Below are 25,077 nucleotides of genomic sequence, written 5' to 3'. Positions count from 1 at the left end.
TTAGCAAAATCTAGTGAGACATTTCAGACATCAACTTATCACCTAAAAAAATAATAACACGCAGTATCTGCTTTATTGTATAAAAAACCGCCTAAATTGGCGGTTTTTTGTTATTTGCTGTAAGAATGTGTCAATGACTATTTATTTTCTAAATAGTATGCAGGATATGCATTTAAGATTAGCCATATCTACTAAAGTCTAAATTATGATACATATAAAGCATACGATTAGGCTTAGGAATAGTGAATTATGGCGTTTTACGGTGATACGGACTCACAAGAAACCCAAGAATGGCAAGACGCCTTTGATGCTGTGTTACAACATATGGGTACTGAACGGGCAGCATTTTTACTCGAAAAACTGTACCAACGTGCAATTGCAAAGCATGTACCCATTCAGCGATTAAATACTCCTTACCTCAATACCATTTCAGTGGAAGAACAACCTGCCATGCCGGGCGATCAGGATATGGAGCGTCGTATTCGCGCCCTGATTCGCTGGAATGCGTTGGCAATGGTATTGCGTGCCAATAAAACAGGTGATGATTTAGGTGGTCACCTTGCAAGTTTCGCATCTTCAGCAACATTGTATGATGTTGGTTTTAACCATTTCTTCCGTGCCAATAGTGATCATTTTGGCGGTGATATGATCTACTACCAAGGTCACTGTGCACCCGGTATTTATGCCCGTTCATTTTTAGAAGGGCGTTTAACCGAAGATCAATTGAATAATTTCCGCCGTGAAGTGGGCGGTAACGGTTTACCTAGCTATCCACATCCTTATTTAATGCCTGACTATTGGCAGTTCCCAACGGTGTCGATGGGTCTGGGTCCAATCATGTCAATTTATCAGGCACATATTCAAAAATACTTAATGAACCGCGGTTTAATTAAAGAAGAAGACCGTAAAGTCTGGGCATATCTAGGCGATGGTGAAATGGATGAGCCAGAAAGTTTGGGTGCAATTTCACTGGCAGGTCGTGAAAAGCTAGATAACCTGATTTGGGTGGTGAACTGTAACTTACAGCGTTTAGATGGCCCTGTACGCGGTAACGGTAAAATCATTCAAGAACTTGAGTCGTTATTCCGTGGCGCAGGTTGGCGCGTGATTAAAGTGGTCTGGGGGCGTCATTGGGATGCTTTATTAGACAAAGACGACACAGGTGCATTAAGAGCCATTATGGAAGAAGCGGTGGATGGTGATTATCAGCGCTTGCAAGTGAAAGGTGGTGCATACGCTCGTGAGAAATTCTTTGGTAAATATCCTGAAGCCAAAGAATTGGTCAAAGATTTAAGCGATGAAGATATTGATAACCTGAACCGTGGTGGTCACGATCCGTACAAAGTATTTGCGGCGTATGCTGAAGCATGTAAGGTCAAAGGTCAGCCAACGGTCATTTTAGCCAAAACTGTCAAAGGTTATGGTTTGTCTGATGAAATTGAAGCGGTGAACAAAACCCACCAAATCAAAAAAATGCAGTTGGATTCTTTAAAATATGTACGTGACCGCTTCAACTTGCCATTTAGCGATGAGCAACTTGAAGAAGTGCCGTTCTATCGTCCAAGTGAAAATTCGCCTGAATTGAAATATATGAAAGCGCGTCGCGAAGCGTTGGGTGGTTATTTGCCTGCGCGTCGTAAAGACAGCGAAGCTTTACAAATTCCTGAATTATCAGTTTTCGATTCAGTCTTGGCAGGTTCAGGTGGCAAAGAACAATCGACCACTATGGTGATGGTGCGTTTGATTTCTGCCCTGCTCAAAGAAAAAGCCATTAAAGACCGTGTGGTACCCATTGTACCCGATGAAGCACGTACTTTCGGTTTAGAAGGCATGTTCCGTCAACTGGGTATTTATGCCGCACATGGGCAAAAATACACCCCTGAAGACCAAGAACAATTGATGCATTATCGTGAAGCCAAAGACGGTCACATGCTGCAAGAAGGCATTAACGAAGCAGGTGCAATGAGTGCTTGGGCAGCTTTGGGTACCAGTTATTCGACCAATAACTTACCAATGATCCCAATGTATATGTATTACTCCATGTTTGGTTTCCAACGTATTGGGGATATTGCATGGGCGGCAGGTGATGCACAGGCGCAAGGTTTCTTGTTGGGTGCCACTGCAGGACGTACCACACTCAATGGTGAAGGCTTGCAACACCAAGATGGTCACTCGCATATTTTAGCCAATACTATTCCAAACTGTGTGTCCTATGACCCATGCTTTGGTTATGAGCTTGCCGTGATTGTGCATGATGGTTTGCAACGCATGTATGTCAATCAGGAGCGCGTGTTCTATTACCTCACCGTAATGAATGAAAACTACGAGCATCCTGAAATGCCACAAGGTGTGGAAGAAGGCATTAAGCGCGGCATGTATTTACTGCAGGAAGATGAAAAAGCCACGGTTCAATTGCTAGGTTCAGGTGTGATTTTGCGTGAAGTCATCAAAGCGGCGAAAATCTTGCGTGAAGAGTATCAAATCCACTCGAATGTCTACAGTGTGACCAGTTTTAATGAATTGGCGCGTGATGGTATGGCGTGTGAAGAATACAACCGTTTGCATCCATTGGCTGAAGAAAGCAAAGAGCCGTGGATCTCACAACAGTTACGTGGCAAAGATGGCATTGTCGTGTCTGCTACCGATCACATGCGCGCCTATAGCGAGCAAATTCGCGGTTACTTGCCAGACAATCGTCCATTTGTTGCCTTAGGTACCGATGGTTATGGTCGTTCCGATACCCGCGGTAACTTGCGTAGCTACTTTGGGGTCGATGCTGCACACATTGTGGTAGCCACCTTGAAAAAACTGGCTGATGAAGGCGAAGTCGATGCGCGTTTGGTCAAAGATGCAATCTCGACATTTGAGTTAGATACAGATCGTCCTGTCGCGTGGGCACCGCAAGCGGTTCCTGAAGTACAAGCGGTTGCTGACTACAAAGAGGAGCACTGATCATGCAAATTCAAACGCCTGATATTGGTGTCGATAAAGCCACTGTTGCAGATATTCTTGTCAAAGTTGGCGACACGATTGCAGTTGATGACAGCATTGTCCTATTGGAATCAGACAAAGCCTCTGTTGAAGTACCCAGCACCGTTGCAGGGGTGGTGAAAAGTATTTTGGTACAACAAGGCGATGAAGTGACTGAAGGTGCGGTGCTGATTGAGTTGGAAACTGAAGCTCAAACGGCAGCTGCTACAGAAGTTGCTGCACCGCAAGCCCAAGTAGATGCTGCACCGAAGCAAGATGCTGAACCAGTGGTCGCTGCAGCGCCAAGCTCGGCGACATCAACCACAGCACAAGAAGTAGATGTACAAGTACCTGACATTGGCGTGGAAAAAGCCGTTGTTGGGGAAATTTTAGTACAAGTCGGCGATGCGATTGATGTTGATCAAAGCATTATTGTGGTGGAGTCGGACAAAGCCACAGTAGAAGTGCCGAGTACGGTGTCGGGTACAGTTACCGCTATCCAAATCAATACGGGTGATACCGTAAAAGAAGGTGTGGTGATTCTGAAAGTGAAAACCGCCGCTGCTGCAGTCACACAGGTGGAAACACCTCAAGTGGCATCAGCAGAAGCGGCTGCTGTACCAGTGAACGCAGCAACTGCATCTGCACCACAAACTGCAGCATCAGCTCAGGTTGAAGTCGCAGTGCCTGATTTAGGGGTCGATAAAGCCACAGTGGCAGAAATTTTGGTACAAGTAGGCGATACAGTCGCCGCTGACCAAAGTTTGATTGTGGTGGAATCAGACAAAGCCACGGTTGAGGTGCCAAGTACTACCGCAGGTGTGATTCAAGCCATCCACGTGGAATTAGGACAAAGTGTTGCGCAGGGCAATGCCTTAGTGACGATAGTAACTGCAGGCGCAGCTGCACCAGCAGCAGTTGCGGCAGCGCAAGTTGCCTCTGCACCAAGTGCATCGCCAGCAGTCAGTGCTGCATCTACAGCACAAACCACAACGGTTGCAGCAAGTGCACATACGAATGTAGACAAATTGAGCAAGGCGCAAAATGAAGCCAATGCAAAAGTGTATGCAGGCCCTGCTGTGCGTAAACTGGCGCGTGAGTTAGGTGTTGTTTTAGCAGATGTAAACGCCACTGGCCCACATGCGCGTGTACTCAAAGAAGACTTGAAGGCTTATGTTAAAGCGCGTCTTACTGCGCCGCAGACGGCTCCTGTCGCTGCTACAACACAGCAAGTTACAGGTTTGCCAAAGTTGCCTGATTTTAGTGCATTTGGTGGCGTGGAAGAAAAAGGTTTGACGCGCTTACAACAAGTGTCAATTCCGCAATTGTCCCTGAACAATTACATTCCACAAGTCACGCAATTTGATTTGGCCGATATTACTGAGCTAGAAGCGTGGCGCAGTGAATTGAAAGCTAACTTCAAAAAAGAAGGTGTTAGCTTGACCATTTTGGCGTTCATTGCCAAAGCAGTAGCGCATTTGCTGAAAGATGAGCCATATTTCGCTGCGCATCTGGCAGACGATCAAAAGTCTGTGCTGCTGCGTAAAGAAATCCACATGGGCATTGCGGTGGCAACCCCCGATGGTTTAACCGTGCCTGTACTACGTAATCCAGATCAGAAATCGATTAAACAAATTGCGATTGAACTGGGTGAGTTGAGTCAAAAAGCGCGTGATAAAAAGTTGTCGCCTAAAGATTTACAAGGTGCAAACTTTACCATCACCAGTTTAGGTTCGATTGGCGGTACGGCATTTACGCCGTTGGTGAACTGGCCGCAGGTTGCGATTTTGGGTATTTCACCAGCGACCATGCAGCCTGTCTGGAATGGTGAAGGCTTTGATCCGCGCTTGATGTTGCCATTGTCATTGTCGTATGACCATCGTGTCATCAATGGTGCCGATGCAGCACGTTTTACCCATAAACTGACTCAGTTGTTGGCTGATATTCGGAGTTTACTGCTCTAAATCAAGTCAAAAAAACCAATTAAAACCCTGCTAAGGCAGGGTTTTTTTGTGACTTGTTTTTATTCGTTTTGATGTCAGCACAACATTTGCTTAAGCACACTATTCCGTTTAGAATAGGCTTACTTCATTGGGGAGTAGCCGCTTTTTACTTTCTGGGTTTCAACAACATCAAGTAAAAAGGTGATGGTCAACATATTTGTTCCACAGAACATGGTCATCATAGCAAAGAACCAAGTCTGCTTTTTCAAGCTTTCTTTTGTTGGCAAGACCTTTGATTTATCACTCTGCAGATTTTGGCTAGCAGGAGGGATAGGTCATTGGTATGTGTGCTAGCCAGAGAAAAACATCATGTATGAATTCCTCATCTCGACTGCCATAGTCGCTTTAGCTGAAATGGGTGATAAAACCCAGTTACTGGCGTTATTACTCGCAGCCCGCTTTCGTAAACCTGCCCCTATTTTAGTTGCCATTTTATTGGCAACACTGATTAACCATGGTCTTTCTGCAGTGTTAGGGCAGTGGATTACCACCGTCCTCAGCCCAGAAGTCTTGTTGTGGATTTTATCTTTAGGCTTTATTGCAATGGCTATCTGGATGCTGATTCCCGACCAGTTGGATGATGAAACCGAAAGCATCAACAAATGGCAAAAATATGGTGTGTTTGGTGCAACCTTTGTGCTGTTCTTTTTGGCAGAAATTGGCGACAAAACTCAAATTGCCACGGTGGCTTTAGCCGCACGTTATGACAGTATTTTCTGGGTCATGCTGGGTACGACATTAGGCATGATGCTCGCCAATGCGCCTGCGGTATTTATTGGTAATAAACTGGCGACCCGCTTGCCAATTGCTTTAATTCATAAAATTGGCGCACTGATTTTCTTAATTATTGGTGTATCGACCTTGGCACAGCATTATTTCTTCTAGAGAATCAGTGGATGTGTATAAATCCTGAGCAAAATGCTTGGGATTTATTTTTGTAAGTTGTGATGCAATTCACTGATATTTCAGATAATCCAAGCTATTTTATTTATTGTAACTTTCCATAAATAGCTATATGTTATTCAGTCATAGAAAACGTATTTTTAAAAATGAAAAAATCGGGGTTTGGTTATGGCATTTGACCGTACAACATCGCAGGTCTTGTTTGACAATGGGACACACAAATGTATTAGTTTTACCAGTTTGGTCAAAGGTGAAGGTGTTCAGGCTAACCAATTTCTGATCCTTGATAATAACCGTGCTGCAGTGCTAGACCCAGGTGGTGACCTGACCTATGTACCACTGACCATGGAATTAAACAAATATACCCGTTTGACCAATCTTGACTATGTCATGGCATCGCACCAAGACCCAGACATCATCACTTCAATGCCACGTTGGTTGGTCTATACCGAAGCAAAAATCGTAGCATCAAAATTGTGGGCGCGTTTCTTGCCGCACTTAAGCTCATCTTTTATGAGTGATCGTATGAAAGGCAACTGGCTAGATCGTTTGGTGGAACTGCCAGATGAAGGTCAGGCAATTCCTTTGGGCGAGTCTAAAATTATTGCTGTGCCTGCGCACTTCTTGCACTCTGTTGGTAATTTCCAGTTTTATGATCCTATCGCCAAAATTTTATTTTCTGGTGATATGGGTGCGTCAATGGTGGAAGATGCTTCAATTCCATTGACTGATTTTGCTGCGCATATTCCTGCGATGAAAGGCTTCCATCAGCGCTATATGTGTTCCAATAAAGTGATTCGCCTCTGGGTGAATATGGTACGCACCATGGACGTTGAAATGATTGTGCCGCAACACGGTACGCCATTTGTGGGCAAAGAACAGGTGAATCAATTCTTAGACTGGATTGAAACACTGGAATGTGGCGTCGATTTGATGGACGAACACGTTTTTAGCTGCCCTGAATAAGCGACAAAAAAAGCTGAAAAAACTGTAAAAAAAACTTGAGTGCAAAAACAACTTTTTTTAAGATTTTCGCCCAAAAACGATTTTTTTGATGACGAGAACTTAACGAATGTTGTCTCAAGTACCTACAGCAGATGCCTGCTTAAGCTGCGGCGCGTGTTGCGCTTATTTCCGTGTTTCATTTTATTGGGCTGAAGGCATGAATATGCCTGAGCACTACACGGAACCAGTAACAGCAGTCTATTCATGCATGTGTGGTACCAATCAGAGTCAGCCGCGTTGTGTCGCTTTAGAAGGTGAAGTTGGACAGCAAGTGAGCTGCGGGATTTATGAATTACGCAGCAGCTCTTGTAAAGAAGTGCAAATTGCCGATGATCAATGCAATAAAGCACGTCGTGCGCATAACATGATTCCATTTGTGCAAGTCGATCCAGCCATTTCTGTGAATGATGATGACTTCGATCAAGTGGTTTAATGGTGCTTTAAGTTGTTGATCGCAATCCAGATTGAAAAAGCAAAGCTGCGGCTTTGCTTTTTTTTACGGCTAATTTTGGATAAATAGCCAATCATGGTTCACATTGAAGCGGCTTTATCTGCCTGAAAAATGAAACATCGCAAGTTTTAAACCTGCACGGCTAAAAAGCAAACTAAGGATGAAAACTTCAATTTTTAGATGAAAATTACCGATTTTTTCATGTCGCATCCCCCAGAAGGGCAGAATAAAAAATATTTCTTAGAGAACAAATGAAATTTGTGCCCAGATTTGTTTATAATGGCTCACGGAAATTACCAGTGAGACTGTTATGCTGACCATCGTTCAAGAAGCGTTAACCTTCGATGATGTCTTATTACTCCCTGCCTATTCTACTGTTCTCCCAAAAGATGTCTCCTTAAAGACACGTTTTACGCGCGGCATTGACCTGAATATTCCTTTGGTTTCAGCAGCAATGGATACGGTGACTGAATCTCGTATGGCAATTGCGATGGCGCAAAACGGTGGTATTGGTATTTTGCATAAAAACATGGACATCGTTGCGCAAGCAGCCGAAGTGCGCCGTGTGAAAAAATTTGAAGCGGGTATGGTGAAAGACCCGATTACCGTAACGCCAGAAACTACAGTACGTGAATTGATTGCGCTGACTCAAGCCAATAATATTAGCGGTGTGCCTGTGGTGAAAGATGGCAAAGTAGTGGGTATTGTGACAGGACGTGACACACGTTTTGAAACAAACCTTGAACAACCTGTCAGCAACATCATGACTGGCCAAGATCGTTTAGTGACTGTACGCGAAGACGAATCTAAAGAAAATATTCAAGCTTTATTGCAACAACACCGCATTGAAAAAGTGTTGGTTGTTAATGAAAATCAAGAGCTTAAGGGCTTAATTACGGTGACCGATTTCCGTAAAGCAGAATTGTATCCAAACAGCTGTAAAGATGACTTAGGTCGTTTACGTGTGGGTGCTGCAGTGGGTACAGGCGCAGAAACACCAAGCCGTGTAGAAGCATTGGTTGAAGCAGGTGTCGATGCGATTGTGGTTGATACTGCACACGGTCACTCTGCAGGCGTAATTGAGCGTGTACGTTGGGTAAAAGCCAACTATCCACAAGTTCAAGTGATTGGCGGTAACATTGCAACTGGCGATGCTGCTTTGGCATTGTTAGATGCAGGTGCAGATGCAGTGAAAGTGGGGATTGGCCCGGGTTCAATCTGTACCACACGTATTGTGGCAGGTATTGGTATGCCGCAAATCTCTGCAATTGACGCTGTTGCCAATGCATTGAAAGAACAGATTCCATTAATTGCCGATGGTGGTATTCGCTTCTCTGGTGATATGGCCAAAGCAATTGGTTCAGGTGCAAGTACCATTATGGTCGGTTCATTGCTTGCAGGTACTGAAGAAGCACCGGGCGAAGTTGAATTCTTCCAAGGTCGTTACTACAAAGCATACCGTGGTATGGGTTCATTGGGTGCAATGGCAGGTGCAACAGGTTCTGCAGACCGTTATTTCCAAGACTCGAAAGCAGGTGCAGAAAAACTTGTACCAGAAGGTATTGAAGGTCGTGTACCGTACAAAGGCCCAATGGGCAACATCGTGCATCAAATGATGGGTGGTTTACGTTCATCTATGGGTTATACAGGTTCTTCAACTATTGAAGATCTACGCCAAAATGCTAAATTCGTGAAAATTACTGCAGCAGGTATGCAGGAATCTCACGTGCATGATGTGACGATTACTAAAGAAGCGCCGAACTATCGCGTTGGTTAATATGAACTATCGCGTTGGTTGATATTTAGTAGCATTTTCAAATAAAAGCCGTCATCAATGTGACGGCTTTTTCATTTTTGGTGTAAAGTAACTCGCAGTAAAAAAGTGATGATAAAGATCACCCCTAAGAAGTGAGAACAATATGAGTTATTTTGGTACAGACGGCATTCGAGGGAAGTTTGGAGAGTTACCAATTACACCTGATTTTGCATTAAAACTAGGTTTTGCAGCAGGTAAAGTTTTAAAAAAACACACCAAAAAAAATAAACCTATTGTGGTATTAGGTAAAGATACACGTCTTTCAGGCTATATTTTAGAAGCAGCATTACAAGCGGGTTTAAATGCCGCAGGTGTCTATGTGCATTTGCTCGGCCCATTGCCGACGCCCGCTATTGCGCACTTAACCCGCGCTTTGCATGCCAGTTTAGGCATTGTGATTTCAGCATCGCATAATCCGTATTTTGATAACGGGATTAAATTTTTCTCGGGCGAAGGGAAAAAGCTGCCAGATGCCTTGCAAGAAGAAATTAACCAAGAATTGCAGCAAGAATTAAAAATTGATGATACGGCCAACTTGGGTAAAAGCGTTCGTGTTAAAGATGCCAATGGGCGTTACATCGAGTTTTGTAAATCGACCTTTCCATATCATTTAGATTTAAATGACCTCACCATTGTGGTCGATTGCGCCAATGGTGCTGCCTACAATGTTGGCCCTGCGGTATTCCGTGAATTAGGTGCGAAAGTGATTGCCATTCACAATGAGCCAAATGGTTTAAACATCAACGAAAATTGCGGCTCAACCCATCCTGAAAGTTTGCAAAAAGCAGTGCTTGAGCATCAGGCGGATTTGGGTGTTGCATTTGATGGTGATGCAGACCGTGTGATTTTGGTGGATAGTCAAGGCAAGCAAATTGATGGTGACCACATTTTATATATTCTTGCCACACAAGGCTCGAAAAAACCTGCAGGTATTGTTGGGACGTTAATGAGCAATATGGCGCTGGAATTGGCGTTAGAAAAAGCCCAAGTACCATTACTCCGTGCCAATGTCGGTGACCGTTACGTGCTACAAGGTCTGGAAGAAAATGGCTGGGTTATTGGTGGTGAGCCATCGGGGCATATTTTGACTTTGGACAAGAGCACCACAGGTGATGCAATTATTGCTGCCTTGCAAGTGTTAACGGTGATGGTCGAACAAAATAAAGCCCTACATGAATTGGTGGCAGATTTTAAACTGTTGCCAAATGTGCTGGAAAACGTGCGCTTAGCAAATATGTTTGATCCGTATACCGTTCCTGCCTTGGTGGAAGAGTTTGACCGTGCTACGGAACAGCTGAAAGGTCGTGGACGCTTATTGATTCGTAAATCGGGCACTGAACCTGTGATTCGTGTCATGGTGGAAGGTGATGATTTGGCTGAAGTGAAGGCAATGGCGAAAGATTTAGCAGATGCTGTACGTCGTCATGCCGTCTAAAAGGGGGGTAAATCGTGAGTGATTTAATTAAAGATTTAAGTGAGCTGCGTTTAAGTTACCAAAAAGGTGAATTGCTAGAAGCACAGGTCAGTGCCAATCCGCATATTCAGTTTTTGAATTGGTTTAACCATGCCTTAGAAGCCAAGCTGCATGAACCGTATGCGATGTCATTGGCGACTGCCAATGCGCAAGGTCGTCCGCATGTGCGTACTGTGTTGCTGCGTGGAGCCACCGAAGCAGGCTATGACTTTTATACCAATTATGACAGTCAAAAAGGGTTGGATTTAGCGGCCAATCCTTATGCTGAATTGTTATTTTACTGGCCTGAACTGGAACGTCAGATTCGTGTCAGTGGCTATGTCGAAAAAATTGATGAGCAAGAATCGACTGCGTATTATCACAAACGCCCGCGTGATAATCAGATCGCTGCGCATATTAGCACTCCGCAAAGTGGTGTGATTGCCAGTCGTGAAGAACTACAGGCGCGTTTCCAAGACTTGCATGCCCAAGTGGGTGATCAATCTGAATTGCAAAAACCCGTATTTTGGGGTGGCTACCGCTTGCAGCCTGATTATTACGAATTTTGGCAAGGCCGTCCGAACCGTTTGCATGACCGCTTAGCTTATGAAAAAATTGAAGGTGACTGGAAACTACAACGCTTGATGCCTTAAATGACTGGAAATTATGTCAAAAATTCTAATAAAGCAAAGACCTTTACTTACACGCCCTGAAAACTTTCAGGGCGTCTCTACATTTGTTGCCCAAATTTTAGCGCGCCGTGGCGTTGCGTCTGAGCAGGAGCTGGAACTTAAACTGAAGCACTTGCTTGCTCCAAGCATGAAAGGTCTACCAGAAGCAATTCAGCTGATGGATCAGGCGATTGATCAGCAGAAAAAAATTGTAATTGTGGGCGATTACGATGCCGATGGCGCGACCAGTACCACACTTATGATTTTGGCATTGCGCGAAATGGGCGCACACGTGCAGTATTTAGTACCTGACCGTTTTAAATATGGTTATGGCTTAACCCCCGCCATTGCCGATTTGGCTTTTGAGCGTTATGCACCTGATTTATTAATTACGGTAGATAACGGAATTTCCAGTCATGCAGGTGTGGAGCGTGCGCAAGCTTTGGGGATGCAGGTCATCATCACCGATCACCACCTCACTACAAAAGCCACTCCAAATGCAGAGGCTGTGGTGAATCCGAATCAATTGGGTTGTGATTTCCCAAGTAAAGCTTTGGCAGGTGTGGGCGTGGCATTTTATGTGTTGGCGAACTTATCCAGTCAGCGTAAAAAACAGGGCAAATCTGCTGCAAATTTAACGCAATATTTAGATTTGGTGGCCTTGGGCACCTATGCCGATGTCGCTAGTCTGGATTATAACAACCGTATTTTGGTGGATGCAGGCTTAAAACGGATACAGCAGAATTTATGTCGTCCTGGGATTAGCGCATTGCTGGATTTGGCAGGACGTGAACCCGCACAGCTTAAAGCGCAGGATTTGGGTTTTGTCTTGGGGCCACGCATTAATGCTGCAGGGCGCATGGAAACCATGGACATTGGAATCGAGTGTTTACTGTCGGCGGATATGCAAAGTGCCTATGCTTTGGCGCGTCAGTTAAATAGTTTGAATCAGGAACGCCGTCAGGTTGAAGGGCAAATTAAACAAGATGCGCTGGCAGAGTTGGAAAAGTTGCAGTTAGATCAAAGCGATTTACCGCATGCTTTGATTATGTTTGAAGAACATTGGCATCAAGGCGTGATTGGAATTGTCGCAGGACGTTTAAAAGAGCAGTTCCATCGCCCTGCGATTGTATTTGCTGCCGATGAAGATGGTGAGCATATTAAAGGCTCTGCCCGTTCAATTGAGGGGATTCACATACGTGACACTATAGAATTGGTTGCAGAACAATATCCACATTTGGTTAGTCATTTTGGTGGACATGCGGCTGCGGCAGGTTTGACCATAAAAAAGGTGCACTTTGCAGAATTTAAACAGGTCTTTGAACAGATCATTGCGCAAATGGATGCGGATTTATTTCATGCTGTGCTATGGACAGATGGTGAATTGCCGCAAGAAGCTTTTGATTTACACACGGTAGATTTATTACAGCATTTGGCGCCGTGGGGACAAAAGTTTCCGCAGCCTGTGTTTGAGGGACGGTTTAAAGTGGTTGATTTTAGATGGTTGAAGGACGCTCATTTAAAATTGCGTTTGGCATTGGACAATGGACAAGTGGTTGATGCGATTGCGTTTGGTGCTAAAGATAAATTTGAATTTAACCCGATGCGGGATGATGTGCGTTTGGTTTATGAGTTAGAGCGCAATGTGTTTAATGGCAATGTGAGTTTGCAGTTGCAGATTGTGCATTTGGAGCAGTAATCCAAATAAAAAAATCCGCTCAAATTTGAGCGGATTTTTTTGCTTTTAATGTAAGGGATTAGAAGCGATAAGCAGCACGAAGACCGAAGACATTTGCATTTTCTTCAAAGTCAATAGAGCCTTCTAGGCTGACTTGTTGATTGAAGAATTTTTTAGCACGAATTTGGAAGGTATCATCTTCACCGTCATCGGTATAACCGAGGCCAATGCTAAATGTTTTGTCGAGATATAGATCAGTACCTAGAGTGAACATTTCATCATCAGCAAAAACAACACCACCCTCAAAGTTCATGTCATATGCACCGACTTGAGTAACGTATTTAGCACGTAAAGTTGCATCGGTATTATCAGCTTCATCGTTATCAAAGCCTACGATACCCGCTGCAATGAGTAAACCTGAAACTGGAAGGTAACCTACCTCAGCTGTATAACTTGTTGTGTCAAAATCCTCAGAACCATCTTCTTCAATTGTTGTCTGACCAATACCAGCACTTAAATAAAAATCCGTATTTGGAACAAAATATTCCACACCGATACCAAAAGAAGTACTCTCAGCTACATCAAAATCAATATAACTAATTGCAGCATTAACGTTGCTTGCACGATTTAAAAAGGCAGCTTCATTTAATGGTGAGTTCTTCACTTGAACTGGATTAAAGTAAAAAGTCCCATCAAGCGCAAAACCTGTAGACGTATCTGCATTTTCATAATCAGGATCAATCACTAAAAGTGATCCACCAATTTCAGCTTGATACGCATGAGCAGTACTTAAACCAGCTAGAAGAGCAGTTGCAAGCGCAAGTTTTTAAACATTATTGAGATTCCCTCTGTTGTAGAAATATGACTGTTTTGTTACAGTTGTTGCTGATTGTACGGAAAATAAACATACAGTCAATGCACTATTTCTACCTAACTGCTTTATTTTAGTGCACAAAAAAGCACCCTTCCGAAGAAGAATGCTATTTGAGTGAGGAATTAGACTTAAGTTTAGAAGCGATATTTCGCAGCGACACCAAAGCGGTTATAGTCATTGTTGCCGACTTCACCAAAGCCTACACGACCTTCTAGGCTCACTTGTGGGGTAAAGAATTTACGTGCATTGATACCAAACTCATTGCTATCGCGAAGATCATTGTCGTAGTAATCGACACCAATGCTTAGGGTTTTATCAATGAAGTAATCTGCAGCAAGATTGTATTCATCGAGATCACCAAAAGCAGCACCTGCTTCAAGGTTGATGTCTTTACCATTCGAAAGTGTCGTTACGTATTTGGCACGTAAGGTCGGATCTACGCCATCTTCATTATCATTGTCATAACCTTTTAAACCTGCAGCAATTAATAAACCAGGTGCTGGCAGATAACCTACTTCTGCACCATATACAGTGGTATCAAAATCGCCACCTCTGTCAAATTTAATGTCATCACGTCCGACATTACCGCTCAAGTAAAAGTCCGAATTAGGTACAAAGTACTCTGCACCTACACCATATTGATGACGTTCATCATTACCGAGTTCGTCATATTGGTATTTGGCATTTACGTTGCTAGCACGATCAAGGAACGCTGCTTCTGCCAAAGGTGCATTACGGGTTTGTACAGGGTTAAAGTAATAAGTACCATCTACACCGAATGAACCGCTTGAACTGCCGTTGTCTGGATCAATCAGTCCTGCTGATGCACCAATTTCAGCTTGGTATGCGTTCGCAGTACCAGTGATAGCCAAAGCTGAAAGTAGGGCTGATGCGATTGCTAATTTTTTCATGGAAATTACCCCTCTGAAATTATGGTTAACAGTTAAACTTTTTGTTACAACTTTCAGTCTAGGCTAAAAATGATCAGCGTCAATCACAGGAAGGTTACAGCTTTGTTACAAGCGTAAATTTGTGTAATATTTTTGGTTTAAGTGATTGAAATAAAAATGAAATAATTAAATGTTTTGTTTTATTAAAACTATGTAGATTTTGTGAATTTTACTAAAATTGATCACTAAATCATCAAACTTGTTTCATCCTTGCTTTATTTTGGCGGGTTGAAGCAATTGTGATACACAACTTTTAAGCTTGTATTCAGTTGAATGTGTCAGGCAAAAAATCAGGGAGATAGATCAGCCATTTAGATAAACATCAGTGTTAATCGAGCATGCTGTTTTTTTAGATTGGATATCATCAGGCTTTCGTTTTAAAAAGTTTAAAGCGATCTTTATTTTTAACCACATTTAGCATTCAACCGATAAAAGCTGAAAAGTTATGCTGGAATTTACAGCAGGGTAGAAATGCCAGAACAGGTCTGTGCTACAATTATTGGCTATTGAGCTTCATTGTTAATTGAGAGAATTTACGTGGAAATTAATCCTTATCTAAACCAATTAAAAGACTTGAACGAACGTGGTCAAACACTACGGGGGTATCTTTGACTACGATCTGAAAAAAGAGCGTTTAGAAGAGGTTCTCCGCGAGTTAGAAGATCCTGCAATTTGGAATGATCAAAGTCGTGCGCAAGCTATGGCCAAAGAAAAGGGCGAGCTTGAAAACGTGATTCATGTCCTAGAAGGTTTGGCGACCCAGTTAGAAGATGCCCAAGCCATGCTAGACTTAGCCGTTGAAGCCGATGATGAAGATTTATTGGTGGATGTACAGTCTGAATTGACTTCTGCAGAAGAAGAACTGGCGAAGCTTGAATTCCGCCGTATGTTCAGTAATCCAATGGATCCAAACCCATGCTATGTCGAAATTCAGGCGGGTTCGGGTGGTACAGAAGCGCAAGACTGGGCATCGATGCTGTTGCGTATGTATATGCGCTGGATTGAACGTCACGGCTTTAAAGCAGAATTGATGGAAGAATCGGATGGTGATGTGGCAGGGATTAAATCTGCGACCATTCGCGTTGAAGGCGAATATGCCTATGGTTGGTTGCGTACCGAATCGGGTGTGCATCGTTTAGTGCGTAAATCGCCATTTGACTCAGGTAACCGTCGTCATACGTCATTTTCTGCAGTGTTCGTTTCACCAGAAGTGGATGACAATATTGAAATTGATATTAACCCTGCCGATGTTCGTACCGATACTTACCGTGCTTCAGGTGCGGGTGGTCAGCACATTAACAAAACTGACTCTGCGGTACGTTTAACCCACGCACCTACAGGTATTGTGGTGGCATGTCAGAACCAGCGTTCGCAACACGCCAACCGTGACCATGCGTGGAAACAGTTACGTGCTAAGTTGTATGAACTGGAAATGAGTAAACGTAATGAGGCGGCTCAAGCTTTAGAAGACTCGAAGTCTGATATTGGTTGGGGCAGCCAAATTCGCTCTTATGTATTGGATGATTCACGTATTAAAGACTTGCGTACAGGCGTGGAAACTTCAAATACAGGTGCGGTTTTAGATGGTGATTTAGACAAGTTTATTGAAGCCAGTTTAAAGCAGGGTCTATAAGTTACGGTCTGTAAGATCCTAATGAGCCTGCCCAATTCAGTGAAGTTGCTTAAAAAATTATATAAATCGTAAAAAAACGATATTAATATCGAAAAAATACGATATATTAAAAGCAGCTGCTGAATTGGGCTTATATTTACGAATATGTGTCTGAATGATGGATGTCGATTTAATCTTTAAAGCCTTAGCCAATCCTACCCGTCGGCAAATTTTAGAATGGTTAAAAGCACCAGAACAATTTTTGTCGGTAGATGAGTGTGGCGACTTTAAGCGTGGCGTATGTGCAGGACACATTGAGCGTTTGGGCAACGTGTCGCAATCGACCATGTCAAACCATTTATCGGTACTGCAACAGGCAGGTCTTATTCGTGCAGAAAAATATGGACAATGGTCGTATTTTTCTCGTAATGAAGCACTCATTCAGCAATATGTCGAATATTTAAAACACTCACTTTAACTGTGAGATTAGAGGCAAAAATGGCTGAATTAGACTCTCCTTTAGTTTTGGGTGATCTGCATCTAAAAAACCGTGTGGTGATGGCACCTTTAACCCGTAGCCGCGCCAGCGATGACCGTGTTCCAACGCCAATGATGGCAGAATATTATGCACAGCGTGCCAGTGCAGGTTTGATTCTTTCAGAAGCAACGGTAATTTCTGAAGAAGCCAATGGTTATTTAAATACCCCAGGATTGTTTACCGATGCTCAAGTGCAGGGTTGGAAACTCGTTACCGATGCCGTGCATGCCAAAGGTGGTTTGATTGTGGCGCAACTGTGGCATGTAGGTCGTGTTTCACATCCAGATTTACTCAATGGTGCAACACCAGTATCGGCAAGTGCGGTACAACAAGCAGGTTATGTCAGTTTGTTGCGTCCTAAACGTGAATATGTGTTGCCACGTGCCTTAGAAATTGCAGAAATCCACACCATTACCGAGCAATATAAACAAGCCGCCATCCGTGCCAAAGAAGCAGGATTTGATGGGGTAGAGTTGCATGCAGCCAATGGTTATTTGATTGATCAATTCCTGCAAAGCAAAACCAACCAACGTGACGATGAATACGGTGGTTCGGTTGAAAATCGTGCGCGTTTCTTGTTAGAAGTGATGGACGCCTTAATTGAAGTCTGGGGCGCAGGTCGAGTCGGTGTGCATTTAGCACCACGTGGCGATGAGCACGACATGGGAGATGATGATCCACGTGAAACCTTTGGCTATGTCATGCAGCAATTGGGGCAGCGTAAAATCGCCTTTTTCTTTACCCGCGAATATTTAGCCGAAGACAGCATTTCCCAAGAAATGAAAGTACGTTCAGGCGGTGTGCCATATATCGCGAACATGCGTTTAAGTCGTGCTGATGCCGTGGAATTATTGGCTTCGGGCAAGGCCGATGCGGTGTCATTTGGTAAGGCGTATATTGCCAATCCAGACTTGTATGAGCGTTTATTGGCAGATGTACCTTTAAACGAACTCAAGCTGGAAAACATGATTGGTACAGCCGTTGCAGAAGGCTATATCGATTATCCAACTTTGGCGGAAACACAACACGCTGTAGAATAAAAGCCAGTATAGCGCCACATGCAATTAACATGCGCGTGTGGCTCTGTTATATTTTGCCGATAATCTTTCTTTGGGGCGCATCTTTTGGCTACTCCATTTTGGTATAACGCAGCCTTGGCGCTGTTAAAACCGATTTATCAGTCACGTATTCGTAAACGTGCCGAATATCCTGAGCAATTACAACAAGAACTGCTTGAGCGTTTTGGCCCATTTCAGCCTGCTAAAAATTTACATGCCATTTGGTTTCATGTGGTGTCGGTGGGGGAAACTAATGCCGCACAACCTTTAATTGAACATTATTTAAAAGTGGGACATCCCGTTTTAGTCACCAATACCACCAAAACGGGGCAGGCACGCGCCAAATCATTATTTTTAAAAGCACCGTATTTAGATTTATTTCAAGCCGTGTATTTACCTGCCGATCAGGTGCATTTAATTCGTGAGTTTTATCAGAAATATCAGCCTAAATTATTGGCACTGGTCGAAACAGAATTGTGGCCTAATTTGATTGATCAGGCGCAGCATTTTCAAGTCCCGTGTTTGTTGATTAATGCGCGGCTTTCGGAAAAATCGGCCAAAGGCTATGCCAAAGTTAAAGGATTAACTCGCGGCATGTTGCAAAATTTGCAGCAACTTTTGGCGCAAGACTCTGCCACACAGCAGCGTTTTATCGCATTGGGGATGCCTGCCGAGCGTACAAACGTGGTGGGTAATATTAAATTTGATATTACTGCGCCAGAAGATTTTGTAGAGCAAGCCGCGCAGTTGCAACAGACATGGCAATTGGCACATCGCAAAATTATCACCCTTGCCAGTACCCATGCGCCTGAAGAACAGCAATTATTGACTGCTTTGAAACCTTATTTCGCACAGCATCCTGAACTGTTATGTATTGTTGTGCCGCGCCATCCAGAGCGTTTTGATGAAGTGGCTGTGCAGGTGAAAAAACTGCAACTCAATATGCAGCGCCGTAGTTTGGCTGAAGCGATTCAACCCGAAACACAAGTGTATTTAGCCGATAGCATGGGTGAAATGTGGTTGTGGTACGCCTTAAGTCAGGCCTGTTATGTCGGTGGTTCGCTGAATGAACCTGGCGGTGGGCATAATATTTTAGAGCCTTTGGCCTTAAATGTCGCCACGGTATTGGGCAAAAATTATTTTAACTTTCAAAGTATTGTGGATGAGTTTGTTGCAGCAGAAGCCGTGTATGTGGTCGAAGATGCTGAACAAGCTGTAAATACGTTAACGCAATTGTTGTTTGAACCTGCGTTGCGTGCTCAGCTGAATCAAAATGCTCAAGTGATTATGTATAAAAATCGTGGCTCTTTGACTGAGCATATTCACGTGATGAATCAGTATCTTTAAATATGAATATCGTTTTGCTTGACCCTCGGCAGACCACAAATGAAGTGTGGTCTATTAGCGCCCAGCGCCAAGTGCAGCATTTACACACGCATGTCGGTGTACAAGTCGGTGACAGCTTAAAAGTCGGGATTCGCGGTGGCAAGCGTTATTTGACCGAAGTGGTGGACGTTAGTGAGCAGCGGATTCAAGTCAAAGCCCTGTATGAAGAAGCTGTACCGAAAAAACTGCCTGTGACCCTGATTGTGGCTTTACCACGCCCTAAAGTATTACGTCGTTTAATTATGGATAGCGTGACGCTAGGTGTGGAAAAAATTATTTTACTGCACAGCTATCGAGTCGATAAAAGCTATTGGCAAACGCCTTTTTTACAGCAGTTGGATCAATATGTGACGTTGGGTTTGGAGCAAGCAGGCGATACCATTGCACCAGAGATCCAACTTTATAAACGCTTTAAACCCTTTGTGGAAGATGTTTTACCCAGTTTGATTTCTGCCGATTGTCCTGCTTATGTGGCGCATCCTTATACCGATCAAGTTATGCCACATGCCATTCAACATCCATGCAGTATTGTGATTGGCCCAGAAGGTGGATTTATTCCCTACGAAATTGATTTACTCGAAAAAAACGGCTGCCAAGCGCGACATTTGGGCAACCGTATTATTCGTACCGAAACTGTGATTGCTTATGTTTTAGGGCGTTTGTTTAGCGCGGGCTGAATCATCTTCATTGACTGCTGCATCACCACGATAAACTTTCACTTCCTGCACAGGATAAGGAATCGAAATGTGATGTTCGGCAAACGCGGCAATCACCCGTTCCTGCACTTCACTGATGGATGCTGAGGTGGTGGTTTCGGTGGTATTTACCCACCAACGCACATTTAAATTAATCGAAAAATCAGCCAAAGCAGTGACATTGACGCTAAATGCAGGCTGGCTCAAGATTTTGATGTCACGGTCTAAAATGGCCAAAATAATATCTTTGGCTTTTTGTACGTCATCTTCATAACCAATACCGACCACAAACTCGCAACGACGACGGGTATAAGCCGTATTGACCGTTACGGCACTGGTATACACCGTAGCATTTGGAATCACGATTCGACGCCCATCGGGAGAGCGCAGGAAGGTGGCACGAATCTGAATATCTTCTACCGTACCTTCCATATTATTCACGATGATGTCATCACCAATTTTAAATGGTTCTCCAATCAAAATGAGCACACCCGATAATAAATTCTGGAAAATATCTTTAAAAGCAAAACCAATTGCCACGGAGCCTAGACCTAAAGCACTCATCAGTTGGCTTGGGGTAAAGCCTGGAATTGCAATCACCATCGCAATTAGAAAACCAAAGAAAATAATTGCAGAGCTACCGACCCGATTCAGCACCAAAACCAAATTTTGTCGGGTATAGGAACGATTGTTCAGGGTCTTGCGAATAAACCATTTAAACAGTCGGGCAAGCAGCCAAAACAGAATCAGCACCACGGCTGCAATCATCAAATACGGCACACGTTCCCAAAATCCTTCCATAATTTTGTCGATGGTGGAGTAGGCGTCATTGTACTTGGCCGTATGATTGATCACGGTTTGCGTGGTTTTTTCAGTGGCTTCCTGCAACAGCTGACTGGTGTTTTCAGAAACTTCACTGAGTGAGGGTTTGGATTCTGCCACGATAATTCCGAATTCAAAATGAAGCGACTATTTTGCCTGAAAAACTCAATTTGGTTAATGAGCAATGCTTACTTGCCAGTATTTTAGACAACTTGGATAGAAGTGATGAGCGTACTATTTTGTAGCATTTAAACTGCGAGTTGTATGTGGTTTTATCTGTAAGACAGGGTCGCAGGTATGAATGATTGGCTGCGTAAAAAAATGTTAATACTCACGGTTATTAGACGATATTTTCTTTAAAAATAATGCAATGCGCAGTACAGTGGAATGTAAACCTGAAAGTATGAATGCAAGAATATGGCATTCGTTCAACGCTTTGGCATGCTATTGTTTGTATAAAATTTATGCGACTAAAGCCGAATGGTGAGCCATAAAAAAGAAAGTTCATACTGTGAATATGCAGAAATAATAATCAATAACGTGGCATACATCTCGTGATGAGATGCAAGAACATCAAGGAAGTAGCAGATGAAAGACGTATATCCTGTTCCAGATGAATTTAAAAAGACTGCCCGCACCACTGAGGCAGAATATTTTCAACGCTATCAACAATCTATAGATGACCCTGATACTTATTGGGCAGAGCAAGCCCAACGCTTAGATTGGATTAAACCTTTTACTCAAGTCAAAAATACCAACTTTGACCCCGAGCATTTTAAAATTGAATGGTTTGCCGATGGGCAACTGAATGTCAGTGCCAATTGCTTAGACCGTCATTTAAAAGAACATCCGCATAAACCTGCAATTATTTGGGAAGGAGATCATCCTTCTCGACATAAAGTGGTTTCTTTTGCTTCTTTGCATGATGAAACCTGCCGTTTTGCCAACGTACTGAAAAAGAACGGGGTGCAAAAAGGGGATCGGGTGGTGCTGTACATGCCAATGGTTTCCGAAGCTGCGATTGCCATGCTGGCCTGTGCACGAATTGGTGCAGTGCATTGTGTGGTTTTTGGTGGTTTTTCTCCCGATGCTTTGGCTAGCCGAATTGAAGACTGTCAGGCCAAGCTGATTGTTACTGCAGACTCGACCATGCGTGGTGGCAAGCCAATTTATTTAAAAGCCAATGTTGATGCTGCCTTAAACGTAGCAGGTACCGACTGTGTGCAAAATGTGATTGTGGTGCATCGTACAGGGAATCCGATTGAGATGCTGCCTGAACGCGACTTGTGGTATCACATGGAAATTATGTCGGTCAATGACATCTGCCCACCCGAGCCGATGAATGCCGAAGACCCATTATTCATTTTATATACTTCGGGTTCGACTGGAAAACCCAAAGGCGTTTTGCATACCACAGGCGGTTATTTGACCTATGTGAACAGCACGTTTCGAGAAGTCTTTGACCTGAAACAGGATGATGTGTTTTGGTGTACCGCAGATGTAGGCTGGATTACAGGGCATTCTTATGTCTTATACGGGCCATTGTCGAATGGCACATCTACCGTGATGTTTGAAGGTGTACCGAACTATCCAAGTTGGGCGCGCACAGGGCATATTGTCGATAAACACAACATCACCATTTTATATACCGCGCCGACTGCCATTCGCGCCATGATGCGAGAGGGAGATCGTTTTGTACGTGAAAGTGACCGCAGCAGCTTGCGTTTACTTGGTTCAGTCGGTGAGCCAATTAATCCTGAAGCATGGAACTGGTATTACAACGTAGTAGGTGAAGGACGTTGCCCAATTGTAGATACATGGTGGCAAACCGAAACTGGGGGCATATTAATTTCAGCATTGCCGGGTGCAACGCCACTGAAACCCGGTTCGGCAACCCGCCCATTATTTGGCGTGCAACCTGCTATTGTCGATGCCGAAGGTAATGAACTGGAAGGCGCGACCGAAGGCAATTTAATTATGAAAGATTCATGGCCAGGGCAAATGCGCGGTATTTGGGGCGACCCTGCACGTTTTATTGAAGCGTATTTTTCGACCTATCCGGGTGCGTATTTTACAGGAGATGGTGCACGCCGTGATGAAGATGGCTATTACTGGATTACAGGGCGTGTGGATGATGTCTTGAATATTTCGGGGCACCGTTTAGGTACTGCGGAAATTGAAAGTGCCCTAGTAGCGCATGAAGCTGTGGCTGAAGCGGCAGTGGTGGGTATGCCCCATGAGATTAAAGGACAGGGGATTTGCACCTTTGTAACTTTGCAAGTTGGTACACCCGAGTCAGAGGAATTGCGTGAAGAATTAGTCAATTGGGTTCGCAAAATTTTGGGGCCTGTGGCAACGCCTGATGCGCTGCATTGGGCACCTGCTTTACCTAAAACCCGCTCAGGTAAAATCATGCGCCGTATTTTGCGGAAAATTGCAGCGAATGAATTGGATAGTTTAGGAGATACTTCGACTTTGGCTGAGCCGCAAGTGGTGGAGCATTTGATTGCAACGGTGTATGGGGAGAGGTAGGTTAAGGTTACTGTCACTGTACACAAAGAAGTTAGATGAGGTTTGTTTTTTTATTTTTTTCGATGAAGTAAGGTGATTGTTTATATCATCTTACTTTATGCGACAACTCGTGTCGTCTTGCTTGGTAATTTGCTTGGGTGATTAAAAAATAACTGTAGAATAAATAACCATCATACAGATGATGTGGAATGGCATGAATATTCTAGGGTTACAGGCCAAGTATCGGCGTTTATATCATGAAAACTCAATTTGGAAATTATTAAGAGCAGATAACGCACCACATATTTTAGCGTTCATTGTTGACTTATTTGCAGAACAAAATGAAGTCCCTTATGGCCGTGCAAGAAATGTCTTGGATGAGTTGATTAAATCTAGTCGTGAGCAGGGTATTTGGCAGACAGAAAATAATGCAGCGCATTATTTAAATCATTGGATTCATTCAGGCTGGCTCAGAGAAATAGATGGCAAGCTGAGTAAAACGGATATTAGCGAAACCGTATTACGTTTTTGTCAGGGCTTGGATGAGCGAGCAACCCATACCACAGCATCACATTTAAGAATTGTGCAGGATGCGGTTCGTGATTTTGTGGTCGCATTGAGTGAAAATATTGAAGAACGAGTGGAGTTGCTCGAACAAAAAAAATTAGTGATTCAAAATGAAATAGATGCTTTGTTGGCGGGTGTTGTTACACAATTAGAAGAATCAGAACAAAAAGAAAGAATACGAGAAATTTATCAACTTGCTTCCATTCTTACAGGCGATTTTAGACGGGTCGAAGATGAGATTCGTCTACGAGATAAAGAGTTGCGTCTAGATATGATTAGTGGTGCTTATTCACGTGGAGAAGTATTGCTGAGCTTAATGGAAAAAGAGCAGTTGCTTGCCCAAAGTGATGCAGGCAGTGCTTTTGATGGGTTTTGTCAATTACTTCAGGATCAAGATCGTTCTACTGAGTTTAGAGAGCAGTTACGCAGTATTTTGAATCATCCTATTGCACAACAATTAAGCGAATCTCAACGTAAATATTTAGGTCAGTTAATGCGTGAGTTAGGACGCGAAAGTAGCCGAGTTTTCCAAGTCCGACGTCGTACAGAAGAAGGTTTGAGAGCTTATATTGAAAGTGGTGCAGCATTGGAAAACCGTTTGATTGATCAGTTTCTGTCGGAATTAGAAAAAAATGCAGTGGCGTTGTTGCAATCAGAGTGTGATTTAAAAACAGAAGTACAAGTAGATTTAGCCGTGGGTTCCATTCAGCTGAATTCGCCTGAAAGTCTTGCTTTAAAAAGTCCCACAGAACATATGGATACGCGTAAGGTCGAAGAGCAACAAAACAAGACTGAACCTAGTGATCAGATGCTGAAGTACTTAGACAGTGTACGGGTTCGTGCTGTTGCTGAAAAAGTATATCAAACGCTCGCACAGAAAGGGGTGATGAGTATTGCCCATTTAACACAGGAACATCCTGTACAAGCGGGACTTGAAGAGCTTGTTGCTTACTTGCGTATAGCAAAAGCCATTAAAGCACCACAAATGCAGCATACCGAGCAAGTTGAACTTAAGGATCGTTCAGGTGTGCATTTGCAGGCCAGTATTCCAGTGTATTACTTGAGTACAGATTTATTTCCCAAAAATATAGATGAGTTGGCGCTTTAAGGAGAT

At 43.5% G+C, this 25,077-nt stretch carries 18 protein-coding genes, 1 pseudogene and 1 riboswitch; of the genes and pseudogenes, 16 read left to right on the top strand and 3 right to left on the bottom strand.

What is annotated here, in order from left to right:
* Nucleotides 1–249 precede the first annotated feature (249 nt).
* The 9 genes from aceE to recJ all read left to right on the top strand — a co-directional run bounded on the left by aceE (nt 250) and on the right by recJ (nt 12,971).
* Nucleotides 250–2,952 carry a pyruvate dehydrogenase (acetyl-transferring), homodimeric type gene (gene aceE / locus J4G44_RS01895; RefSeq protein ID WP_207973793.1) on the top strand — a complete coding sequence of 901 codons (2,703 nt, stop codon included), beginning with the start codon at nt 250–252 and terminating at the stop codon, nt 2,950–2,952.
* A gap of 2 nt (nt 2,953–2,954) precedes the next feature.
* A complete protein-coding gene (locus tag J4G44_RS01890) occupies nt 2,955–4,934 on the top strand; it encodes a 2-oxo acid dehydrogenase subunit E2 (RefSeq protein WP_207973792.1) in 1,980 nt (659 codons plus the stop codon).
* A gap of 117 nt (nt 4,935–5,051) precedes the next feature.
* A riboswitch (yybP-ykoY riboswitch) is annotated at nt 5,052–5,211 on the top strand.
* A 71-nt stretch (nt 5,212–5,282) separates the two neighbouring features.
* The gene (locus tag J4G44_RS01885) at nt 5,283–5,858 is read left to right on the top strand and encodes a TMEM165/GDT1 family protein (RefSeq protein ID WP_136144497.1); all 576 of its coding nucleotides are present in this window, start codon (nt 5,283–5,285) and stop codon (nt 5,856–5,858) included.
* 186 nt (nt 5,859–6,044) lie between these two features.
* A complete protein-coding gene (locus J4G44_RS01880; RefSeq protein WP_178318896.1) occupies nt 6,045–6,842 on the top strand; it encodes an oxygen-binding di-iron domain-containing protein in 798 nt (265 codons plus the stop codon).
* Between the two features lie 106 nt (nt 6,843–6,948).
* A complete protein-coding gene (locus J4G44_RS01875; protein ID WP_004974255.1) occupies nt 6,949–7,314 on the top strand; it encodes a YkgJ family cysteine cluster protein in 366 nt (121 codons plus the stop codon).
* A gap of 328 nt (nt 7,315–7,642) precedes the next feature.
* Nucleotides 7,643–9,109, top strand: coding sequence for an IMP dehydrogenase (guaB, locus tag J4G44_RS01870; RefSeq protein WP_180160828.1), 1,467 nt, complete (start codon nt 7,643–7,645; stop codon nt 9,107–9,109).
* Nucleotides 9,110–9,251: 142 nt separating this feature from the next.
* Entirely contained in the window at nt 9,252–10,583 is a 1,332-nt protein-coding gene (gene glmM / locus J4G44_RS01865; protein ID WP_131261207.1) for a phosphoglucosamine mutase, read from the top strand.
* Nucleotides 10,584–10,597: 14 nt separating this feature from the next.
* Entirely contained in the window at nt 10,598–11,254 is a 657-nt protein-coding gene (gene pdxH / locus J4G44_RS01860; protein ID WP_131261206.1) for a pyridoxamine 5'-phosphate oxidase, read from the top strand.
* Between the two features lie 13 nt (nt 11,255–11,267).
* A complete protein-coding gene (recJ, locus tag J4G44_RS01855) occupies nt 11,268–12,971 on the top strand; it encodes a single-stranded-DNA-specific exonuclease RecJ (RefSeq protein WP_154320187.1) in 1,704 nt (567 codons plus the stop codon).
* Nucleotides 12,972–13,029: 58 nt separating this feature from the next.
* On the opposite strand, the pseudogene J4G44_RS01850 reads toward recJ, so the two are convergent.
* Nucleotides 13,030–13,776: pseudogene (locus J4G44_RS01850) on the bottom strand (putative porin); the annotation flags it as partial.
* Between the two features lie 182 nt (nt 13,777–13,958).
* Nucleotides 13,959–14,735 carry a putative porin gene (locus J4G44_RS01845; protein ID WP_207973791.1) on the bottom strand — a complete coding sequence of 259 codons (777 nt, stop codon included), beginning with the start codon at nt 14,733–14,735 and terminating at the stop codon, nt 13,959–13,961.
* 576 nt (nt 14,736–15,311) lie between these two features.
* On the opposite strand from J4G44_RS01845, the gene prfB reads away from it, so the two are divergent.
* The 5 genes from prfB (at nt 15,312) to J4G44_RS01820 (ending at nt 20,045) form a co-directional block, all read left to right on the top strand.
* Nucleotides 15,312–16,407, top strand: a protein-coding gene (gene prfB, locus J4G44_RS01840; protein WP_104852716.1) for a peptide chain release factor 2 whose coding sequence is annotated in 2 segments (ribosomal slippage) — nt 15,312–15,383 and nt 15,385–16,407 — 1,095 coding nt in all. Because the reading frame shifts where the segments join, the coding sequence is not laid out codon by codon here.
* Between the two features lie 157 nt (nt 16,408–16,564).
* A complete protein-coding gene (locus tag J4G44_RS01835; RefSeq protein WP_019837093.1) occupies nt 16,565–16,864 on the top strand; it encodes an ArsR/SmtB family transcription factor in 300 nt (99 codons plus the stop codon).
* Nucleotides 16,865–16,884: 20 nt separating this feature from the next.
* On the top strand, nt 16,885–17,964 hold the full coding sequence (locus J4G44_RS01830; protein WP_096901672.1) for an alkene reductase: 1,080 nt from the start codon (nt 16,885–16,887) through the stop codon (nt 17,962–17,964).
* An 84-nt stretch (nt 17,965–18,048) separates the two neighbouring features.
* Complete coding sequence (locus tag J4G44_RS01825) at nt 18,049–19,329, top strand: 3-deoxy-D-manno-octulosonic acid transferase (protein ID WP_180062248.1); 1,281 nt, start codon at nt 18,049–18,051, stop codon at nt 19,327–19,329.
* Nucleotides 19,330–19,331: 2 nt separating this feature from the next.
* Nucleotides 19,332–20,045 carry a 16S rRNA (uracil(1498)-N(3))-methyltransferase gene (locus J4G44_RS01820; protein WP_180187091.1) on the top strand — a complete coding sequence of 238 codons (714 nt, stop codon included), beginning with the start codon at nt 19,332–19,334 and terminating at the stop codon, nt 20,043–20,045.
* On the opposite strand, the gene J4G44_RS01815 is transcribed toward J4G44_RS01820, so the two are convergent.
* A complete protein-coding gene (locus J4G44_RS01815) occupies nt 20,019–21,005 on the bottom strand; it encodes a mechanosensitive ion channel family protein (protein WP_180187090.1) in 987 nt (328 codons plus the stop codon). The genes J4G44_RS01820 and J4G44_RS01815 overlap by 27 nt on opposite strands.
* A 468-nt stretch (nt 21,006–21,473) precedes the next feature.
* On the opposite strand from J4G44_RS01815, the gene acs reads away from it, so the two are divergent.
* Together acs and J4G44_RS01805 are read left to right on the top strand one after the other, a co-directional pair.
* Nucleotides 21,474–23,417: an acetate--CoA ligase gene (gene acs, locus J4G44_RS01810; protein ID WP_180187089.1), complete on the top strand. Its 1,944-nt coding sequence runs from the start codon at nt 21,474–21,476 to the stop codon at nt 23,415–23,417.
* A 193-nt stretch (nt 23,418–23,610) separates the two neighbouring features.
* Nucleotides 23,611–25,071 carry a DUF3375 domain-containing protein gene (locus J4G44_RS01805; RefSeq protein ID WP_131261197.1) on the top strand — a complete coding sequence of 487 codons (1,461 nt, stop codon included), beginning with the start codon at nt 23,611–23,613 and terminating at the stop codon, nt 25,069–25,071.
* The last annotated feature ends 6 nt before the right edge of the window (nt 25,072–25,077 follow it).

It is taken from the genome of Acinetobacter towneri (genome assembly GCF_017498585.1).
In the GTDB taxonomy this organism is placed as follows: Bacteria; Pseudomonadota; Gammaproteobacteria; order Pseudomonadales; family Moraxellaceae; genus Acinetobacter; species Acinetobacter towneri.
Note: the sequence above shows the minus strand (reverse complement) of the source record. Positions and strands in the feature narration are given on the sequence as shown.